At 58.5% G+C, this 16,620-nt stretch carries 15 protein-coding genes; 13 read left to right on the top strand and 2 right to left on the bottom strand.

All coding sequences use genetic code 11. From position 1 onward, the window contains the following. Nucleotides 1-265 precede the first annotated feature (265 nt). Both OUO13_RS14150 and OUO13_RS14145 read left to right on the top strand, forming a co-directional pair. On the top strand, nt 266-1,567 hold the full coding sequence (locus OUO13_RS14150; RefSeq protein ID WP_283174550.1) for an ABC transporter substrate-binding protein: 1,302 nt from the start codon (nt 266-268) through the stop codon (nt 1,565-1,567). Between the two features lie 111 nt (nt 1,568-1,678). Beyond that, nucleotides 1,679-2,569, top strand: a complete 891-nt coding sequence (locus OUO13_RS14145; RefSeq protein ID WP_283174549.1) for a LysR family transcriptional regulator — start codon at nt 1,679-1,681, stop codon at nt 2,567-2,569. An 8-nt stretch (nt 2,570-2,577) separates the two neighbouring features. Here the strand turns inward: OUO13_RS14145 and OUO13_RS14140 are convergent, their stop codons facing one another. Beyond that, entirely contained in the window at nt 2,578-3,501 is a 924-nt protein-coding gene (locus OUO13_RS14140) for a LysR family transcriptional regulator (protein WP_283174548.1), read from the bottom strand. A 134-nt stretch (nt 3,502-3,635) separates the two neighbouring features. Between OUO13_RS14140 and OUO13_RS14135 the strand changes: the two genes are divergently transcribed. The 11 genes from OUO13_RS14135 (at nt 3,636) to dmpH (ending at nt 14,046) form a co-directional block, all read left to right on the top strand. Further along, entirely contained in the window at nt 3,636-4,913 is a 1,278-nt protein-coding gene (locus tag OUO13_RS14135) for an ABC transporter substrate-binding protein (protein WP_283174547.1), read from the top strand. Nucleotides 4,914-4,987: 74 nt separating this feature from the next. After that, on the top strand, nt 4,988-5,887 hold the full coding sequence (locus OUO13_RS14130) for a SphA family protein (RefSeq protein WP_283174546.1): 900 nt from the start codon (nt 4,988-4,990) through the stop codon (nt 5,885-5,887). A gap of 17 nt (nt 5,888-5,904) precedes the next feature. Further along, nucleotides 5,905-6,621: an ABC transporter ATP-binding protein gene (locus OUO13_RS14125; protein WP_283174545.1), complete on the top strand. Its 717-nt coding sequence runs from the start codon at nt 5,905-5,907 to the stop codon at nt 6,619-6,621. Then, complete coding sequence (locus OUO13_RS14120; RefSeq protein ID WP_283174544.1) at nt 6,618-7,322, top strand: ABC transporter ATP-binding protein; 705 nt, start codon at nt 6,618-6,620, stop codon at nt 7,320-7,322. Before OUO13_RS14125 ends, OUO13_RS14120 begins: the two co-directional genes overlap by 4 nt. A 2-nt stretch (nt 7,323-7,324) precedes the next feature. After that, the gene (locus OUO13_RS14115; RefSeq protein ID WP_283174543.1) at nt 7,325-8,185 is read left to right on the top strand and encodes a branched-chain amino acid ABC transporter permease; all 861 of its coding nucleotides are present in this window, start codon (nt 7,325-7,327) and stop codon (nt 8,183-8,185) included. Nucleotides 8,186-8,206: 21 nt separating this feature from the next. Further along, entirely contained in the window at nt 8,207-9,229 is a 1,023-nt protein-coding gene (locus OUO13_RS14110; protein ID WP_283174542.1) for a branched-chain amino acid ABC transporter permease, read from the top strand. 21 nt (nt 9,230-9,250) lie between these two features. Beyond that, entirely contained in the window at nt 9,251-10,141 is an 891-nt protein-coding gene (locus OUO13_RS14105) for a LysR family transcriptional regulator (protein ID WP_283174541.1), read from the top strand. A gap of 202 nt (nt 10,142-10,343) precedes the next feature. Beyond that, nucleotides 10,344-11,129 carry a 2-oxopent-4-enoate hydratase gene (gene dmpE, locus OUO13_RS14100; RefSeq protein ID WP_283174540.1) on the top strand — a complete coding sequence of 262 codons (786 nt, stop codon included), beginning with the start codon at nt 10,344-10,346 and terminating at the stop codon, nt 11,127-11,129. Nucleotides 11,130-11,156: 27 nt separating this feature from the next. Then, the gene (locus OUO13_RS14095) at nt 11,157-12,071 is read left to right on the top strand and encodes an acetaldehyde dehydrogenase (acetylating) (RefSeq protein ID WP_283174539.1); all 915 of its coding nucleotides are present in this window, start codon (nt 11,157-11,159) and stop codon (nt 12,069-12,071) included. Between the two features lie 15 nt (nt 12,072-12,086). Continuing rightward, nucleotides 12,087-13,109, top strand: coding sequence for a 4-hydroxy-2-oxovalerate aldolase (dmpG, locus tag OUO13_RS14090; protein ID WP_283174538.1), 1,023 nt, complete (start codon nt 12,087-12,089; stop codon nt 13,107-13,109). A 139-nt stretch (nt 13,110-13,248) separates the two neighbouring features. Continuing rightward, the gene (gene dmpH, locus OUO13_RS14085; RefSeq protein WP_283174537.1) at nt 13,249-14,046 is read left to right on the top strand and encodes a 2-oxo-3-hexenedioate decarboxylase; all 798 of its coding nucleotides are present in this window, start codon (nt 13,249-13,251) and stop codon (nt 14,044-14,046) included. 2,126 nt (nt 14,047-16,172) lie between these two features. Here dmpH and OUO13_RS14080 read toward each other — a convergent pair. Next, nucleotides 16,173-16,616, bottom strand: a complete 444-nt coding sequence (locus OUO13_RS14080) for a MarR family winged helix-turn-helix transcriptional regulator (protein WP_283174536.1) — start codon at nt 16,614-16,616, stop codon at nt 16,173-16,175. Between the last annotated feature and the right edge of the window lie 4 nt (nt 16,617-16,620).

Raw genomic sequence — 16,620 nt, 5'->3', positions numbered from 1 at the left:
TATATCGCTGCATATTTAAAAGGTATCGGTCTATATCCTGGCGGGTATCAAGGCTTATATTCTCCTCCATTTTCGCGTGCTGGAATCCAAGTTCCCGTTTGCGGAAACATCAGTGCTGACGCCCCTTGCAGGCGGTTTTGAGTGTCATAAAAAACCGCTGTCCTGATCCGCGCTATCACCTCGTTTATATCCACGGTATATCGACAGTCCGCCCGCTCAGCAGGTTTTTACCGCGCGGGTGTTTTATGCCGAGGAGTACGGACATATGACAATAAAAAAAGAAGCAGCCAATCCTGTTCGCCGGCAACTGATCCAGTCTGCTGCCGCCCTGGCCCTGGGCGGTTTGTGGATGCCTAGCGTGCGAGCCGCCAGCCGCAGCACTTTCCGGATCGGTTTTGTCAGCCCCCAGAGTGGCCCGTTGGCCATGTTTTCCGAGCCCGACCAGTTCGTGATGGAGCAGGTCAAACGCAGTATCGGTACCGGTATTCGCATCGACGGTAACCTGTATCCGGTCGAGATTTTCTACAAGGACAGTGAGTCCAATCCACAGCGCGCCGCCGAAGCTGCTCGTGAGCTGATTGTGAACGATCAGGTTGATCTGGTGCTGGCCTCGGCAACCCCGGCCACCACCAATCCGGTGGCGGATGAGTGTGAACATCTGGGTGTGCCCTGCCTGACCAACGATACTCCATGGCAAGGTCACTTCTTTGGACGTGGTGGTGATCCGGCCAAAGGCTTCCGTTGGACCTATCACTTCTGCTGGGGCATCGAAGACGTGGTGCAGTCCTGGAGTAATCTCTGGCAGCAGATCGATTCCAACCGTCGTATCGGCGTGTTGTGGCCGGATGACGCCGATGGCAACGTCTGGGCCGATGGCAAACTGGGTTTTCCGCCGGTGCTGCAAAAGGCCGGTTTCCAGATCGTGGACCCAGGCCGTTTCCGCTCTGATGCCGATTTTGCCGGTATGGTTGATCTGTTCAAACGTCAGGAAGTGGACATTATTACCGGGGTTGTGCCGCCACCGGATTTCCAGCGTTTCTGGAAACTGGCGCGTGAGCAAAAGCTTGATCCGCGTATTGTGACGGTGGGCAAGGCCTCAGAATTTCCGGCGGCGCTGTTGCCGTTCCGGGCCGGGGCCAATGGCCTCAGTGTTGAAGTCTGGTGGTCACCGGCACATCCGTTTATCTCCGGCCTCACTGGCCAGCGTTCGGCGGATCTGGCGCGGGAATATATGGACACCACTGGCCGTAACTGGACCATGCCGCTGGGCTTTAAACATGCCCTGTTTGAAGTGGCCATCGATGCCCTGCGGCGTTCGCAAGGGCCGGGCCAGCTCGACAGCATTCGTGACGCGATTGCCAAAACCCGCTACCAGTCAGTGGTTGGGGCGGTGGACTTCTCGACCGGGCCAGTGCCTAACGTCAGCAAGACTCCGCTGGTGTGTGGCCAGTGGGAATATCGCTATCGCAACCTCGAACTGCTGATTGTTGAAAACAGCCTTGAACCGACCATTCCGCTGCAGGCGCGCCTGCGCCCGATGCGGGTATTGCCACGTTCTAACGCCTGAACGGTTGCCAGCATCCATTGCGGCCATATCCCGCCAATGGCGGTGGTATGGCCCATTGCTGTGTTACCATAAAACCTCTGTAACGGGCGGCGGGCAGTAACGGAGGCGCGTGTGTGGAATCTGGATGACGTACCGATTTACGTCGCAATTGTTGAATGCGGTGGTATCTCGGCAGCAGCAGAACGGCTGGAAATGTCGAAGTCGGCGGTCAGCAAGGCGCTGGGTCGTCTCGAGGAATCCCTCGGTGTGCGCCTGTCGGAGCGCAACTCCCGCAACTTCCGGATCACCGAAGCCGGTGAGCTGTTTTACCGTCATTGTCTGCAAGTGGTACAAGAGGCTGATCGTGCCGCTACCGCCATGTCCGACTTCACCTCAACGCCGATGGGGCGTCTGGTTGTCTCGCTGCCGATGGCGTTTGCCCGTGAAATTGTGGCGCCGCATCTGCCGCGTTTTATGGCCGAGTTTCCCCGTATTGATCTCGAAGTGGTGATCTCCAGCCATACTCCCGACATTATCCGCGACAACATCGACGTGGCGGTGGTGGTGGGGACTCCGGCCGATTCCGAGCTGGTGATCCGCAAGTTGTACCGCAGCCGTCTGGTGCTGGTGGCGTCACCGGCCTATCTGGAAAAACACCAGCCCGGAAACAACCTCGAAGAACTGGCCAGCCACATTCGTATGTGTGAAAAGCGTTATTCCGGCAAGATTCCGGCGCTGCTGGATGGCGAATCGACGTTCTTGCAAATCCCCAACACCGCCATGCGTATCAACGAACCAACCGTGGTGCGGGATTCCATCATTCGTGGTTGTGGCATTGGTATGGTGCCCGACCAGTATTGCCGACGGGCGTTAGCCAGCGGTGAATTGGTGCGGGTGTTGCCACAGCTGGAGATGAATCCGGATATCGCCACGGTATCAGCGATTTATCCCAACAAACATCTGGCGTCGACCAAGACCCGGGTGTTCCTGCAATTTATCACCGATATCTGCAAAGAAATCTGACGCCCGTTCTACAGGCTGTCGGCGCTGCTCGCCGCGGGTGTCTGGGCGTTCTGGGCACCACTGACACTGATACATTCGAGAAACCGCAGCAGGTGTGCCGAGTTGTCGTTCTGGCGCACCGACATAATCAGCGGTGAGGTCAGGCCTTCGTCCCGAATATCCAGATAGGCAATACCCGGGCGCTGCATCTGGCTGATGGAGTGCGGCACAATCGTCACGCCCATACCGGCGGCGACCAGACCCAGGGCGGTTTGCAGGCTGTTGGTTTCGTGTACTTCGCGGATTTCCAGGCCCCGGATCTTGAACTGGCGCAGAATCTGGTCGGCAAAACTCGGACGTGGTGACGATGGATACACCACCAGTTTTTCGGTCGCCAGTTGTTTGAGGCTGACATCGCTCTGGGCGATCAGATGGCTGCCGGACGACATCGCCGCAATTAACGGTTCTTCGGCCAGCACAATGTTGCGAATGGCTTCATCAGAAATGGCCACCCGGCCAAACCCCACATCGATACGGCCGCTTTTCAGGGCTTCCACCTGCTGTGCCGAGGTCAGCTCGGACAACGAAATATCAATGCTCGGATTGTCATTGGTGAAGGTATGAATGGCCTTGGGAATATGGCTGTAAAACACCGATGCCACAAAACCGATGCCCATCCAGCGTTTCTTTTCTGAACCAATACGGTGGGTGACCCGTTTCACTTCCTGAACCCGCGCGAGGATCTGCACCGACTGGTCGTAAAAGAACTGGCCAGCATTGGTGAGGGTTAGCGGCCGGGTGCTGCGATCAATCAGTTCCACCCCCAGCTCTTCTTCCAGATTCTGGATCTGGCGCGATAACGGCGGCTGGGCAATGTGCAGTTCTTCAGCGGCCTTGCTGAAGTTCAGGGCACGCGCTACCGCCTCGAAGTAACGCAACTGACGAAGTTCCATTTGTATACCTCAAAGGTATGAAAGCAGACAAATTCCATATTAGACGGGCGTCACTCTCCTGGTCAAACATGAGGGGGAACGGGGGGCTTATATCCCCCTGAATTCCAAAAATAAGAACAAATGGTGATTCCGAAATGATGGACAATTCGCGTCGCAAGTTTCTCAAGAATACCTTGTTGGCATCATCCGCAGTGATGGCCGCCAGCGCCTCCCCGTGGGTACGCGCTGGACGGGACAATACCTTTAAGATTGGATTCGTTAGCCCACAAACCGGCCCACTGGCCGCTTTTGCCGAACCGGATATGTTCATCATGGAACAGGTTCGCAAGCTGACCGCCAACGGCATTATGTCCGGTGGCCAGAAGTACGCGGTCGAGATTATCTACAAAGACAGCCAGTCCAACCCGAACCAGGCTGGCAAGGTAACGTCCGAGCTGATCCTGCGTGATGGCGTGGATCTGGTGATTGCTTCCGCTACTCCGGCTACCACCAACCCGGTGGCTGACCAGTGTGAAGCCAATGGTGTGCCTTGTATTACCAACGATACCCCATGGCAGGCGCATTTCTTTGGCCGCAAGGGTGATCCGAAAGTGGGCTTCGACTGGACCTACCACTTCTTCTGGGGTCTGGAAGATGTGATCGGCTCCTACACGAACCTGTGGCAAAAGCTGCCAACCAACAAGAGCATTGGCACCCTGTGGCCAAACGACGAAGACGGCAACGCCTGGGGCAATACCGAGCTGGGTTTCCCGTCAGCGCTCAACAAATCCGGTTTCAGCTTTATTGACCGTGGTCGTTTCCAGACCCCGGTGAACGACTTCTCCTCGTTTATCTCCGAATTCCGCAAGCAGGAAGTCGAGATTGTGACCGGTGTAATCACTCCGCCTGACTTCGCCAACTTCTGGAACCAGGCTGGCCAGCAAGGCTTCCAGCCGAAGATTGTGACCGTCGCCAAAGCCACTGAATTCCCGCAAGCGGTTGCTGCGTTTGGCCCTCGTGCCGAAGGCCTGACTGTTGAGATGTGGTGGAGCCCGGCGCACCCGTTCAATTCCAGCATCAGCCAGCAGTCTGCGGCTGAGCTGGCGGCTGCCTACAGCGCTGCGACTTCCCGTGCCTGGAGCATGCCGCTGGGTCTGAAACATTCCCTGTTCGAAGTGGCGCTGGACGTTCTGCAGCGTGCCGGCAGCAAGGACCCGGAAGCCATTCGGGATGCCATCAAGGCCACCAACCTGAATACCGTGGTGGGTCCGGTGAATTTCGCCAACGGCCCGGTTCCGAACATTGGCAAGACACCGCTGGTGACCGGCCAGTGGCAGCGCAAGGGCGACAAACTCGACCTGGTGATTGTCGAGAACAGCCAGGCGCCGATGATTCCGCTGCAGGCGGAGCTGTTGCCGATCAAGTATTCCTGAGCCCTGCGGGGCTCCTGAAGACACAGAGCATTGTTGTACCCCCGACTATAAAAACAAAAAGAAGGATAAATCCTATGAAGACCAAAACCGGGTTGGCCCTTGCTGTTCTTGGTGTACTGGGTCTGACCCAGCACAGCCAGGCCACTGAAGGCGGAAACTCCAGTTACCCAGTGGGTGTGGAAAACTTCACCTGCTGCGCCGTACCACCACCGGGCCAATACGGCATTCTGTATGCCCAGCACTACACCACCGACAAGGTGGTGGATAACGACGGCAAAACCGTTACTCCGGATACTTTTGAAGTGACGGCCAACGCCATCGTGCCGCGTTTTATCTGGGTGCTGGACCAGCCTGTGGGGGATGCCTCGGTGGCGCTTCACGCCATCATGCCGCTGGTCGACCTCGACGTTACTGTGGTGCCGGGTGTGGTTGAGCAGTCCAAACAGGGCCTTGGTGATATGACCTTTGGTGTGGCGTTTGGCTGGCACCACAGCCAGAGCCTGCACACGCTGGCAGCGCTGGATGTGATCGCGCCGACCGGTGCTTACGACAAGGGTGATACCGCCAATATCGGCCGTAACCACTGGGCGATCCAGCCGGTGTATGGCGTCAGCCTGATCAACCCGAACGGCCTTAACGCCGACCTCAAAAGCATGTGGACCTACAACCTCGAAAACAGCGCCACCTCCTACAAGGATGGTCAGGAACTGATTTTCGACTACGCGCTGGGCTGGGGTATGGGTAATGGTCTGGTACTGGGGGTAGGCGGTTACGTTTACAACCAGATCACCGACGACACCCAGGATGGCGACAAGGTGGAAAACAACCGCGGCAAGGCGCTGGCGATTGGTCCATCCGTTCGTTACGACAGCGGCAAGGGCTGGTTTGCCACTCTGAAATACCAGAGTGAATCCAGTGTCCGTAACCGTGCCGAAGGCCAGGCGCTCTGGCTGAAAGCCGTTTATCCGTTCTGATAGACGAAGGAGAGATCATGCTGCTCAAGGTTGAAAACGCCTGCAAACGCTACGGCGCCTTGCAGGTAACCCAGGATATGTCATTCACCGTTAACGATGGTGAAACCCTCGGCATTCTCGGCCCTAACGGGGCTGGCAAAACCACGCTGTTTAACCTGATTTCCGGTGACGTTGCGCTGGACTCCGGTTGTGTCTACTTCGATGGTGCCAACATCACCGCCCTGCGTCCGCATCAACGCTGCCGCACCGGAATTGGCCGCAGTTATCAGGTACCACACCCGTTCGGCAACATGTCGGTGTTCGAAAATCTGGTCACCGCCGCCTGTTTTGGTGGTCAGGTTTCGGAAAAGGAAGCCTGGGAAATCGCCGAGGAAGTTCTGGAAACCACCGACCTCAAACCGTTCGCCAACAAGGCGGCGGGCAGCATGACTCTCCTCAACCGCAAACGTCTGGAGCTGGCGCGTGCGCTGGCAACCCGGCCACGGCTGTTGCTGCTGGATGAAATCGCCGGTGGCCTGACCGAACACGAAGCTCGCGAGCTGGTGGACGAACTGAAACGCATCAAGGCCCGTGGCACCACCATGTTGTGGATCGAACACGTGGTTCACGCGCTGATGTCGATTGCCGACCGTCTGCTGGTGATCGACTTCGGTAAAAAACTGGCCGAAGGCACCCCGGACGACGTGATGAACAACCCGGAAGTCCGTCGTGTGTATATGGGGGTGGATGCATGAGTACAGCACTGGTTGAAGTCAGCAACCTCAACGCCTTTTACGGCGATGCCCAGGTGTTGTTTGACGTGAATTTCCGCCTGGGTGAAGGCGAAACCATTGGCATTCTGGGGGCCAACGGTGCCGGTAAAAGCACCTTTATGAAGTCCCTGACCGGACTGGTGAAGGTAGATACCAACAGTATCCGTCTGCGTGGCGAAGCCATTGGTGGCAACGCCGCCGGTGAAATTGTGCGCAAAGGCATCGCCATGGTGCCGGAAGGTCGTCGTCTGTTCCCGAGTATGTCGGTGGAAGAAAACCTGCTGATGGGCGGTTTTGCCAAACGCAAAGGCAAATGGAACCTGCAGGAAATCTACAAGCTGTTCCCGATCCTCAAGGAAAAACGCAACCAGCCTTCCACCTCGTTGTCCGGTGGCCAGCAACAGCAGGTGGCGATTGGTCGGGCGCTGATGAGTAACCCCGACATCCTGCTGTGTGACGAGATTTCCCTCGGTCTGGCACCGGTGGTGATCAAGGACATCTACGACTCCCTGCCATCCATTACCGCCGACGGTATGACCGTGGTGGTGGTGGAGCAGGACGTAAACCTGGCGCAGCGCTGTTCCCAGCGTCTGTATTGTTTCCAGGAAGGACGGGTGGCACTGGAAGGCAAAAGCAGCGAGCTTTCCCGTGACCAGATCAGTGAGGCCTACTTCGGGATCTGATTATGATTGAAACAGTTATCCACGGTATTTTGCTGGGCGGCCTCTACAGCCTGTTTGCGCTGGGCCTGTCCCTGATGTTTGGCGTGATGCGCCTGACCAACATTGCCCACGGCGACCAGATTGTGATTTCCGGATTTATGGGAATTGCGATTGCCGCCGCGGTGAATATCAACCCGTTCCTGCTGATCCTGTTGCTGGTGCCGTGTGCACTGGTGAGTGGTTACGCGTTCCAGTACTTCGTGCTGAACCGCACCATTGGCAAGGACCCGCTGCCGTCGCTGGTGATTACCTTCGGCCTGTCGATTATTGCCCAGAACCTGCTGCAGGAAATTTTCTCGGCCAACCCGCGGGCGCTGGATACCGGCGGCCTCAACACCATGGGTCTGAATCTCGGTGGTGACACGGTGGTCGGGGTTCTGCCACTGATCATTCTGGTCTGTGCCATTGCCTGTACCTTTGGCCTGCAATGGATGTTTGCCCATACCGCACTGGGGCGTTCGTTCCGGGCAGTTTCCGACGAAAAAGACATCGCCGAGCTGATGGGTCTCAACAGCGCGCGGGTCTATTCCATGGCCACCGCGATCGCCTTCTCACTGGTAGCACTTGCCGGTCTGTTCCAGAGCATGCGCACCACGGTATCCCCTACCGACGGCCCGAACCTGCTGCTGTTTGCCTTTGAGTCGGTAATTATCGGTGGCATGGGCTCGTTCTGGGGCACCTTCCTCGGCGCTATGACCCTCGGAGTCGCGCAACAGGTAGGTTTCCACTTCGATCCGGGCTGGGGCATCTGGTTTGGACACCTGGTGTTTATCCTGATCCTGGCATTCCGCCCAAGCGGACTGTTCCCGAAAACCAAAGGCTGAAACCACCCACAGGACTGAATTATGACGCGCAATATTGTGGCCGCTGTGGTGGCCGTTGGATTGGTAATTCTGGCAGCCAGCCTGCCATTCTGGGGCGAAGCCTACTGGATGCACGAGTTCGTGATGGTCTCCTGCTTCTTTGTGTTCGCCATGATGTGGAACCTGATGGCCGGTTACGGCGGTATGGTCTCCGTGGGTCAGCAGGCCTGGTTTGGTCTGGGCGGTTATTTCATGCTGGCACTGGCCAACCTCGGTGGGGTTAACCCGTTTGTGGCGATTGTGCTGGGGGCGGTGTTGTCGACCCTGATTGCCTTGCCGATGTCGAAACTGGCGTTTCGCCTGCAAGGGGGATATTTCGCCATTGGCACCTGGGTGATGGCCGAAGTGGTGCGCCTCACCGTGGCCAACATCAGCATAGTGGGGGGGGGTTCCGGCACCAGTCTGACCGCCTTCCGGGGTGTCAGCCGCGCCCTGCGTGAAAACGTTACCTACTGGGTAGCGCTGGTGGCGGTGGTGGCCACCATTGTGCTGGTGTACCTGTTCCTGCGTTCCAAACAGGGCCTGGCCCTGCAGGCGATTCGTGACAGCGAAGTCGCGGCGGAAAGCCAGGGCATCAACGTTGCCCGGATGAAACTGGCGGTGTATCTGGTGTCGGCCTTTGGCTGTGCGATTGCCGGTGGTCTGTATTTCGTCAGCAACCTGCGTATCAGCCCGGATGCCGCCTTCAGCGTTAACTGGACGGCCTTTGGTATTTTCATCGTCATGATTGGCGGTATCGGTCGCATCGAAGGCCCGGTGATTGGCACTCTGGTGTTCTGGCTGGTGAGCCATTACTTCTCGGATTACGGCACCTGGTATCTGATTGGCCTCGGTGCTCTGGCCATCATGATGACCCTGTACGCCCGTCAGGGAATCACCGGTCTGCTGGATCGTTTCCTGGGTGTCGACCTGTTCCCGACCCGCCGCGTGTTTGTTGCTCGCAAGGTTGAAGCCAAACCGGCGCCGGCCGCCCGTGTGTACAACGAAACCGCAGGCGTGGCCTGAGCCGCACGCGAGGAGACGCAGATGAATAATTTCCAGGACCTGTATTACTTCGTCATTGTGGTGGAAAAGGAAAGCATCAAGGCAGCCTCGCGTTTCCTGAATATTCCGATATCCACCCTCAGCCGCCGTATCCAGACCTTTGAAGAAGAGCTGGGTTACAAGCTGATTCACCGTACGGCCAAGCGTTTTGGTCTGACCGAAGCGGGGCAACGTCTGTATCAGAGTGTGGGGCCGGTGGTACATGAATTGGGTATGCGGATGGACGACGTTAACAGTGAGTTATCGTCGTTATCCGGCGATATCAAAATCACTGCGCCACCGGGTATTGGCCACCATTATCTGAAACCGCTGGTATTTGAATTCATGCGTCAGAATCCACGTCTGACGGTGGAGCTGTTTCTGACCAATGAGAATGTGGATCTGGTGCGTAACAGTATTGATATCGCCTTCCGGATTGGTGATGTCACCCTCAACGACTGGGTATCACGGCCACTGTTCAGCTCCGGTCTGGTGCTGGTGGCAAAACCGGGGCTGGTGCGTGCCGAGCAGATCCTGCGGCACCCGTCGCAGCTGACCAATTACCCGCTGATTTGCACTCGCCGGATGCCGGTATGGCGTTTCCATAAGGGTGATGAACAGGCGGTGGTGGTGCCCAAACCGGCATTCCGTACCGATGAGGTACAGTTTGCGGTGGATACGGTGCGCCAGGGCTTTGGGATTGCCTGTTTGCCGGAGTATCTGGTTACGGATCTGCTGGCATCGGGTGAGCTGCAGCCACTGTTGCCGGAGTGGGATGCGGGTGGCCGTCAGGTCAACATGATTTACCCGCACCGCAATAACCTGCCGGCCAAAACCCGGGCATTTATTGATTTCATAATCGGGCGCCTGCGCCAGGAAAAACTGGCGGCATGATCCCGGATTCGGGAAAAGGGCATCCTGATATCGGTGGTTGAACGGCCGTGGGAATGGCGTAACGTATCGTTATTCCCGATACGGTCCACAGCACCGGAATATTCGAAAAATATACATAAATAATGCGATGAATATCCGCAGGGCGGCTTGTTGCCTGCGTTCAGGATATCGCACGAATTTCACTCACCATGGACTTGAATATATGAATCAGCAACAGATCCAGCAGTGCGGTGACGAGCTTTACGAAGCCATGGTCAGCCGTACCACCATCAAGCCTCTGACCGAGCGTTTTGACGATATCAGCCTTGATGATGCCTACCACATTTCCCTGCGGATGCTGGAACGTCGTCTGGCCGCTGGTGAACGCATTATCGGCAAGAAAATCGGTGTGACCTCCAAGGCCGTACAAAACATGCTGAACGTACACCAGCCGGATTTTGGTTACCTGACCGACAAGATGGCCTACAGCCAGGGTCAGGAAATGCCGATCAGCGAACACCTGATCCAGCCAAAAGCCGAAGGTGAAATCGCCTTTGTGCTGAAAAAAGACCTGCTGGGCCCAGGCCTCACCAACGCCGATGTGCTGGCTGCCACCGACTTCGTGATTCCGTGTTTTGAGGTGGTCGATTCCCGTATCGAGAACTGGAAGATCAAGATCCAGGACACCATCGCCGACAACGCCTCCTGCGGCCTGTTTGTGCTGGGCGACACCGCGGTTGATCCACGCAAGATCGATCTCACCACCTGCGGCATGGTGGTGGAAAAGAACGGCCAGATCATCAGCACCGGTGCCGGTGCTGCGGCCCTGGGTTCACCGGTGAACTGTGTGACCTGGCTGGCCAACACCCTCGGCAAGTTCGGTATTCCCCTGAAAGCCGGTGAAGTGATCCTGTCCGGTTCGCTGGTGCCGCTGGAACCGGTCAAAGCCGGTGACTTTATGACCGTGTCCATTGGTGGCATCGGTTCCGCTTCCGTCCGTTTTGTTTAATCCACTCAGCAGCGAGAGACGAATCTTATGAGCAAAAAACTCAAAGCGGTCATTATCGGCCCAGGCAACATCGGCACCGATTTGCTGATGAAAATGCAACGCTCCGAGTGGGTTGAGCCGGTATGGATGGTGGGTATCGACCCGGAATCCGAAGGCCTCAAACGTGCTGCCACCATGGGCATCAAAACCTGCTCCACCGGTGTTGACGGTATTCTCGAACACGTGATCAAGGACGACATCCGCGTGGCGTTTGACGCGACCTCGGCCTACGTACACGCCGAGAACTCCCGCAAGCTCAACGAGCTGGGGGTGATCATGATCGACCTGACCCCAGCGGCGATTGGCCCGTTCTGTGTGCCACCGGTGAACCTGGCAGCCCACGCCCAAAACCTCGAAATGAACGTCAACATGGTGACCTGTGGTGGCCAGGCGACCATCCCGATGGTGGCGGCGGTATCCCGCGTGCAGGAAGTGAACTACGGCGAAATCATCGCCACCGTATCATCCCGCTCGGTAGGCCCTGGCACCCGTCAGAACATTGATGAATTCACCCGTACCACCGCCGGTGCGGTCGAGAAAGTTGGCGGCGCCAAAAAAGGCAAGGCCATCATCATCATCAACCCGGCTGAGCCACCACTGATGATGCGCGACACCGTGCACTGCCTGACCGCCGAAGAACCGAACCGTGACGCCATCACCGAATCCGTGCATGCCATGGTCGCCGAAGTGCAGAAATACGTACCGGGTTACAAGCTGGTTAACGGCCCGGTGTTTGATGGCAACCGCGTATCCATGTTTATGGAAGTGGAAGGTCTGGGCGACTTCCTGCCGAAATACGCCGGTAACCTCGACATCATGACCGCTGCCGGTCTGCGTACCGCCGAAATGTTCGCCGAAGAAGTGGCGAACGGAACCATTGATCTGCCAGCCCGCGGCGAATAACAGGGGAGTATTGATATGAACTTGCAAGGTAAAAGCGTAAAGCTTCATGACATGTCCCTGCGCGACGGCATGCACGCCAAGCGTCACCAGATCTCCGTCGATGAAATGGTGAAAGTGGCCTGCGCCATGGACGAAGCCGGTATGCCGCTGATCGAAGTCACCCACGGCGACGGCCTCGGCGGTGCCTCGGTGAACTACGGTTTTCCGGCCCACACCGACGAGGAATACCTGGGCGCGGTGATCCCAAAGATGAAGCAGGCGAAAGTATCTGCGCTGCTGCTGCCTGGCATCGGTACCGTTGACCACCTGAAAATGGCCAAGGAACTGGGCGTTTCCACCATTCGTGTGGCCACTCACTGCACCGAAGCGGATGTGTCCCAGCAGCACATCACCATGGCCCGCAAGATGGACATGGACACCGTCGGTTTCCTGATGATGGCGCACATGGCCTCACCGGAAAAAATCGTTGAACAGGCCAAACTCATGGTCGGTTACGGCGCCAACTGCATCTACTGCACCGACTCGGCCGGTTACATGCTGCCAGACGAAGTGACCACCAAAATCAGCGCCCTGCGTGAAGCCCTGCCTGCCGAAATCGAGCTGGGTTTCCACGGCCACCACAACATGGCGATGGGGGTCGCCAACTCACTGGCCGCCATCGAAGCCGGTTGTGCCCGTATCGACGGCTCGGTCGCAGGCCTCGGTGCCGGTGCCGGTAACACCCCGCTGGAAGTGCTGTGTGCGGTACTGAACCGTATGGGCTGCGAAACCGGTATCGACCTGTACAAGATCATGGACGTCGCCGAAGACCTCATCACCCCGATGATGGACCGTGTGATCCGTATTGACCGTGACGCCCTGACCCTGGGTTACGCCGGTGTGTACTCATCCTTCCTGCTGTTCGCCCAGCGCGCCGAGAAAAAATACGGCGTGAGCGCCCGCGACATCCTGGTGGAGCTGGGTCGTCGTGGCACCGTGGGTGGTCAGGAAGACATGATCGAAGATCTGGCACTGACCATGGCCAAAGCCCGCGGCTGACAGGGCAAACGCCCTCCTGAGGCGCATGGCTGCGTTCTTCTGGTTCCCACGCTCCGGCGTGGGAGGCGGGCCGATTAAACATATTGCGTCTGACGTCGGTGCTTCGACGTCAGACCCGGAAAGATTCGAGGAACACCGAATGAGTGCAAATAACCTGAATGCCGAACAGATCGCCGCCGCTGCCGCGCATCTGGAACGTGCCGAGCTGGAACGTTACGAAGTCACCAAGCTGACCGACGATTATCCGGAAATGACCTACAAGGATGCCTTCGACATCCAGTGGGAAATCCGTCGTCGCAAGGAAGAGCGTGGTCACAAGGTGGTCGGTCTGAAAATGGGCCTGACCAGCTGGGCCAAGATGAAACAGATGGGGGTTGAACACCCGTGTTACGGCTTTCTGGTGGATTACTTCACCGTGCCGGACGGTGGTGAAGTGAAGTTCGACGAACTGATCCACCCGAAAATTGAAGCCGAAGTGGCGTTTGTGACCAAAAAAGCCCTTAAAGGCCCTGGTATCACCATCGCTGACGTACTGGCCGCCACCGACTTCCTGCTGCCTGCGGTGGAAGTGATCGACTCCCGCTACAAGGATTTCAAGTTCGACCTCAAAAGCGTGATTGCCGATAACTCATCGTCTACCCGTTTCCTCACCGGCGGCCAGATGGCCCGTGTTGAAGACGTCGACCTGAAAAACTTCGGCGTGGTGATGGAAATCAACGGTGAAGTCGTCGCCACCGGCGCTGGTGCGGCGGTACTGGGCCACCCGGCTGCCTCTGTTGCCATGCTGGCCAACATGTTTGGTGAGCGCGGTGAAGAAATCCCGGCCGGCACCTTCATCATGACCGGTGGTATCACCGCCGCGGTATCGGTGAACAAGGGTGACAACTTCAGCGTCCGTTATCAGGGCCTCGGCACCGTGACCGGCCGCTTTGTGTAATCGTTAACCGGCGTGGGTGCGGCCCGGGAGTGGGCTGGCTGGCGTCGGTTCGATGTTCGGACGGGTGTTCAACCGGTTCGGATGGGTTGGCTGGGTACGTGCTGTCTGGCCAATCTGCGTCTGCTGCATCATCCCCTCGTTGGTCATCCAACAACGAGACTTTTTCCCCGCTTCGGCGGGGTTTTTTATGGGTGGCGTTTGGGGCCTGGCCGGGCCGCGATCGGATCTGGCCGGGCCGCGTGCGGATCTGGCGCTTTGCGGCTGCTCTGCTTGTTAATTTGCCAGGCTGCATGCCCTCTTGGGGGACCTTGTCCCCCGGCCGGGCGGGCCTCCCCCTGCTTAGCCCGACTGGGCTCGTGTCTCCGGTATTCCCCGACAACGGCGTTTCGACCCCGGCCAGATGGCACATCCTTGTGCCAGCTGGCCTTGCGGGGCATCCATGCCCCGGCTGGGTCTGCCGTTGCGGTGAATCCCGGCTCGCCCAGATGGGCATTCGGTAGCCACCTTCGGTGGGTGAAGACGGTGTTTCCGTGTAGGAGTCGGCCGTTGGCCGCGATGACGTTGCGGTGATTCTCGGTGTTCATGGATGCTGTGCGTCCGACGTCCGACGTCCGACGTCCGACGTCCGACGTCCGACTTCTGGCGGCTGCTCGGCTTGTTAATTGGCCAGGCTGTTTGCCCTCTTGGGGGACCTTGTCCCCCGGCCGGGCGGGCCTCCCCCTGCTTAGCCCGACTGGGCTCGTGTCTCCGGTTTTCACCGACAACGGCGTTTCGACCCCGGCCCGATGGCACATCCCTGTGCCAACGGGCCTAGCGGGGCATCCATGCCCCGGCTGGGTCGGCCGTTGCGGTGAATCCCGGCTCGCCCAGATGGGCATTCGGTAGCCACCTTCGGTGGGTGAAGACGGTGTTTCCGTGTAGGAGTCGGCCGTTGGCCGCGATGACGTTGCGGTGATTCTCGGTGTTCATGGATGCTGTGCGTCCGACGTCCGACGTCCGACGTCCGACTTCTGGCGGCTGCTCGGCTTGTTAATTGGCCACGCTGCTTGCCCTGCCTGGGGGACCTTGTCCCCCGGCCGGGCGGCCGTCCCCCTGCTTTTGCCCGACTGGGCTCGTTTATCCGGTTTTCACCGACAACGGCGTTTCGACCCCGGCCCGATGGCACATCCCTGTGCCAACGGGCCTTGCGGGGCATCCATGCCCCCGCCGGGTCGGCCGTTGCGGTGAATCCCGGCTCGCCCAGATGGGCATTCGGTAGCCACCTTCGGTGGGTGAAGACGGTGTTTCCGTGTAGGAGTCGGCCGTTGGCCGCGATGACGTTGCGGTGATTCTCGGTGTTTATGGATGCTGTGCGTCCGACGTCCGACTTCTGGCGGCTACTCGGCTTGTTAATTTGCCTGGCTGCTTGCCCTGCCTGGGGGACCTTGTCCCCCGGCCGGGCGGGCCTCCCCCTGCTTAGCCCGACTGGGCTCGTGTCTCCGGTATTCCCCGACAACGGCGTTTCGACCCCGGCCCGATGGCACATCCCTGTGCCAACGGGCCTTGCGGGGCATCCATGCCCCGGCTGGGTCGGCCGTTGCGGTGAATCCCGGCTCGCCCAGATGGGCATTTCGTAGCCACCTTCGGTGGGCAAAAATTGCACTGTCGTGTAGGAGCCGGCCGTTGGCCGCGATGGCGTGGCGGTGATTCTCGGTGTTTATGGATGCTGTGCGCCCGACGCCCGACGCCCGACGCCCGACGCCCGACGCCCGACGCCCGACGCCCGACGCCCGACTTCTGGCGGCTGCTCTGCTTGTTAATTGGCCAGGCTGCTTGCCCTGCCTGGGGGACCTTGTCCCCCGGCCGGGCGGCCGTCCCCCTGCTTTTGCCCGACTGGGCTCGTTTTTCCGGTATTCCCCGACAACGGCGTTTCGACCCCGGCCCGATGGCACGTCCCTGTGCCAACGGGCCTTGCGGGGCATCCATGCCCCGGCCGGGTCGGCCGTTGCGGTGAATCCCGGCTCGCCCAGATGGGCAATTAACGGTGGCCAGCTGCGCTGGGTGAAGCCTGTGCTTCAAGTAGGTCGGAAGAGCCGAAGGCGTTATCCGACGTCCGACCTCAGACCTCAGACCTCAGACCTCAGACCTCAGGCCTCGCTGCCATCGAGATTGCGGTTCATCCGTGCCAGCAGGCTGAGCAAGGTCTGGCATTCTTCTGTGGATAATCCCTCTATCGCTTGTCCAACCAGTTGTTGGCTCATGGTTTTGAAGTCATCACTGATGGCCTGGCCGCTGGCGCTGAGGTAGAGGCGGGTGGCGCGTTTGTCGTTTTCATCCGGACGGGTTTCGACCAGTTCCTGCTGGCGCAGGTTGTTGATGATGCGGGCGATCTGCGCCTTGTCACGGCCGGAGTGCTGGACCAGGTCGCGCTGGGTAGTGCCCGGTTTGCGGCCGATAAAGTTCAGGGCCCGGAACTCCATTCCCGATACGGCAACCTCTTTGTCGCGGGCGGCCTGATGCAGGCGCGAGCGCATCTGGTGATTGAGGCCGGCTATGGCATCAAAAATTTCCTGGGAAATGTGCTTGTTCATATGG

This window comes from Parathalassolituus penaei (assembly GCF_026626885.1).
Taxonomy (GTDB): Bacteria; Pseudomonadota; Gammaproteobacteria; order Pseudomonadales; family Oceanobacteraceae; genus Oceanobacter; species Oceanobacter penaei.
Note: the sequence above shows the minus strand (reverse complement) of the source record. Positions and strands in the feature narration are given on the sequence as shown.

Coding starts and splice junctions, on each gene's coding strand:
- OUO13_RS14150 (WP_283174550.1), top strand. CDS start 266: ATGACAATAAAAAAAGAAGCAGCCAATCCTGTTCGCCGGCAACTGATC.
- OUO13_RS14140 (WP_283174548.1), bottom strand. CDS start 3,501: ATGGAACTTCGTCAGTTGCGTTACTTCGAGGCGGTAGCGCGTGCCCTG.
- OUO13_RS14135 (WP_283174547.1), top strand. CDS start 3,636: ATGATGGACAATTCGCGTCGCAAGTTTCTCAAGAATACCTTGTTGGCA.
- OUO13_RS14130 (WP_283174546.1), top strand. CDS start 4,988: ATGAAGACCAAAACCGGGTTGGCCCTTGCTGTTCTTGGTGTACTGGGT.
- OUO13_RS14125 (WP_283174545.1), top strand. CDS start 5,905: ATGCTGCTCAAGGTTGAAAACGCCTGCAAACGCTACGGCGCCTTGCAG.
- OUO13_RS14120 (WP_283174544.1), top strand. CDS start 6,618: ATGAGTACAGCACTGGTTGAAGTCAGCAACCTCAACGCCTTTTACGGC.
- OUO13_RS14115 (WP_283174543.1), top strand. CDS start 7,325: ATGATTGAAACAGTTATCCACGGTATTTTGCTGGGCGGCCTCTACAGC.
- OUO13_RS14110 (WP_283174542.1), top strand. CDS start 8,207: ATGACGCGCAATATTGTGGCCGCTGTGGTGGCCGTTGGATTGGTAATT.
- OUO13_RS14105 (WP_283174541.1), top strand. CDS start 9,251: ATGAATAATTTCCAGGACCTGTATTACTTCGTCATTGTGGTGGAAAAG.
- dmpE (WP_283174540.1), top strand. CDS start 10,344: ATGAATCAGCAACAGATCCAGCAGTGCGGTGACGAGCTTTACGAAGCC.
- OUO13_RS14095 (WP_283174539.1), top strand. CDS start 11,157: ATGAGCAAAAAACTCAAAGCGGTCATTATCGGCCCAGGCAACATCGGC.
- dmpG (WP_283174538.1), top strand. CDS start 12,087: ATGAACTTGCAAGGTAAAAGCGTAAAGCTTCATGACATGTCCCTGCGC.
- dmpH (WP_283174537.1), top strand. CDS start 13,249: ATGAGTGCAAATAACCTGAATGCCGAACAGATCGCCGCCGCTGCCGCG.
- OUO13_RS14080 (WP_283174536.1), bottom strand. CDS start 16,616: ATGAACAAGCACATTTCCCAGGAAATTTTTGATGCCATAGCCGGCCTC.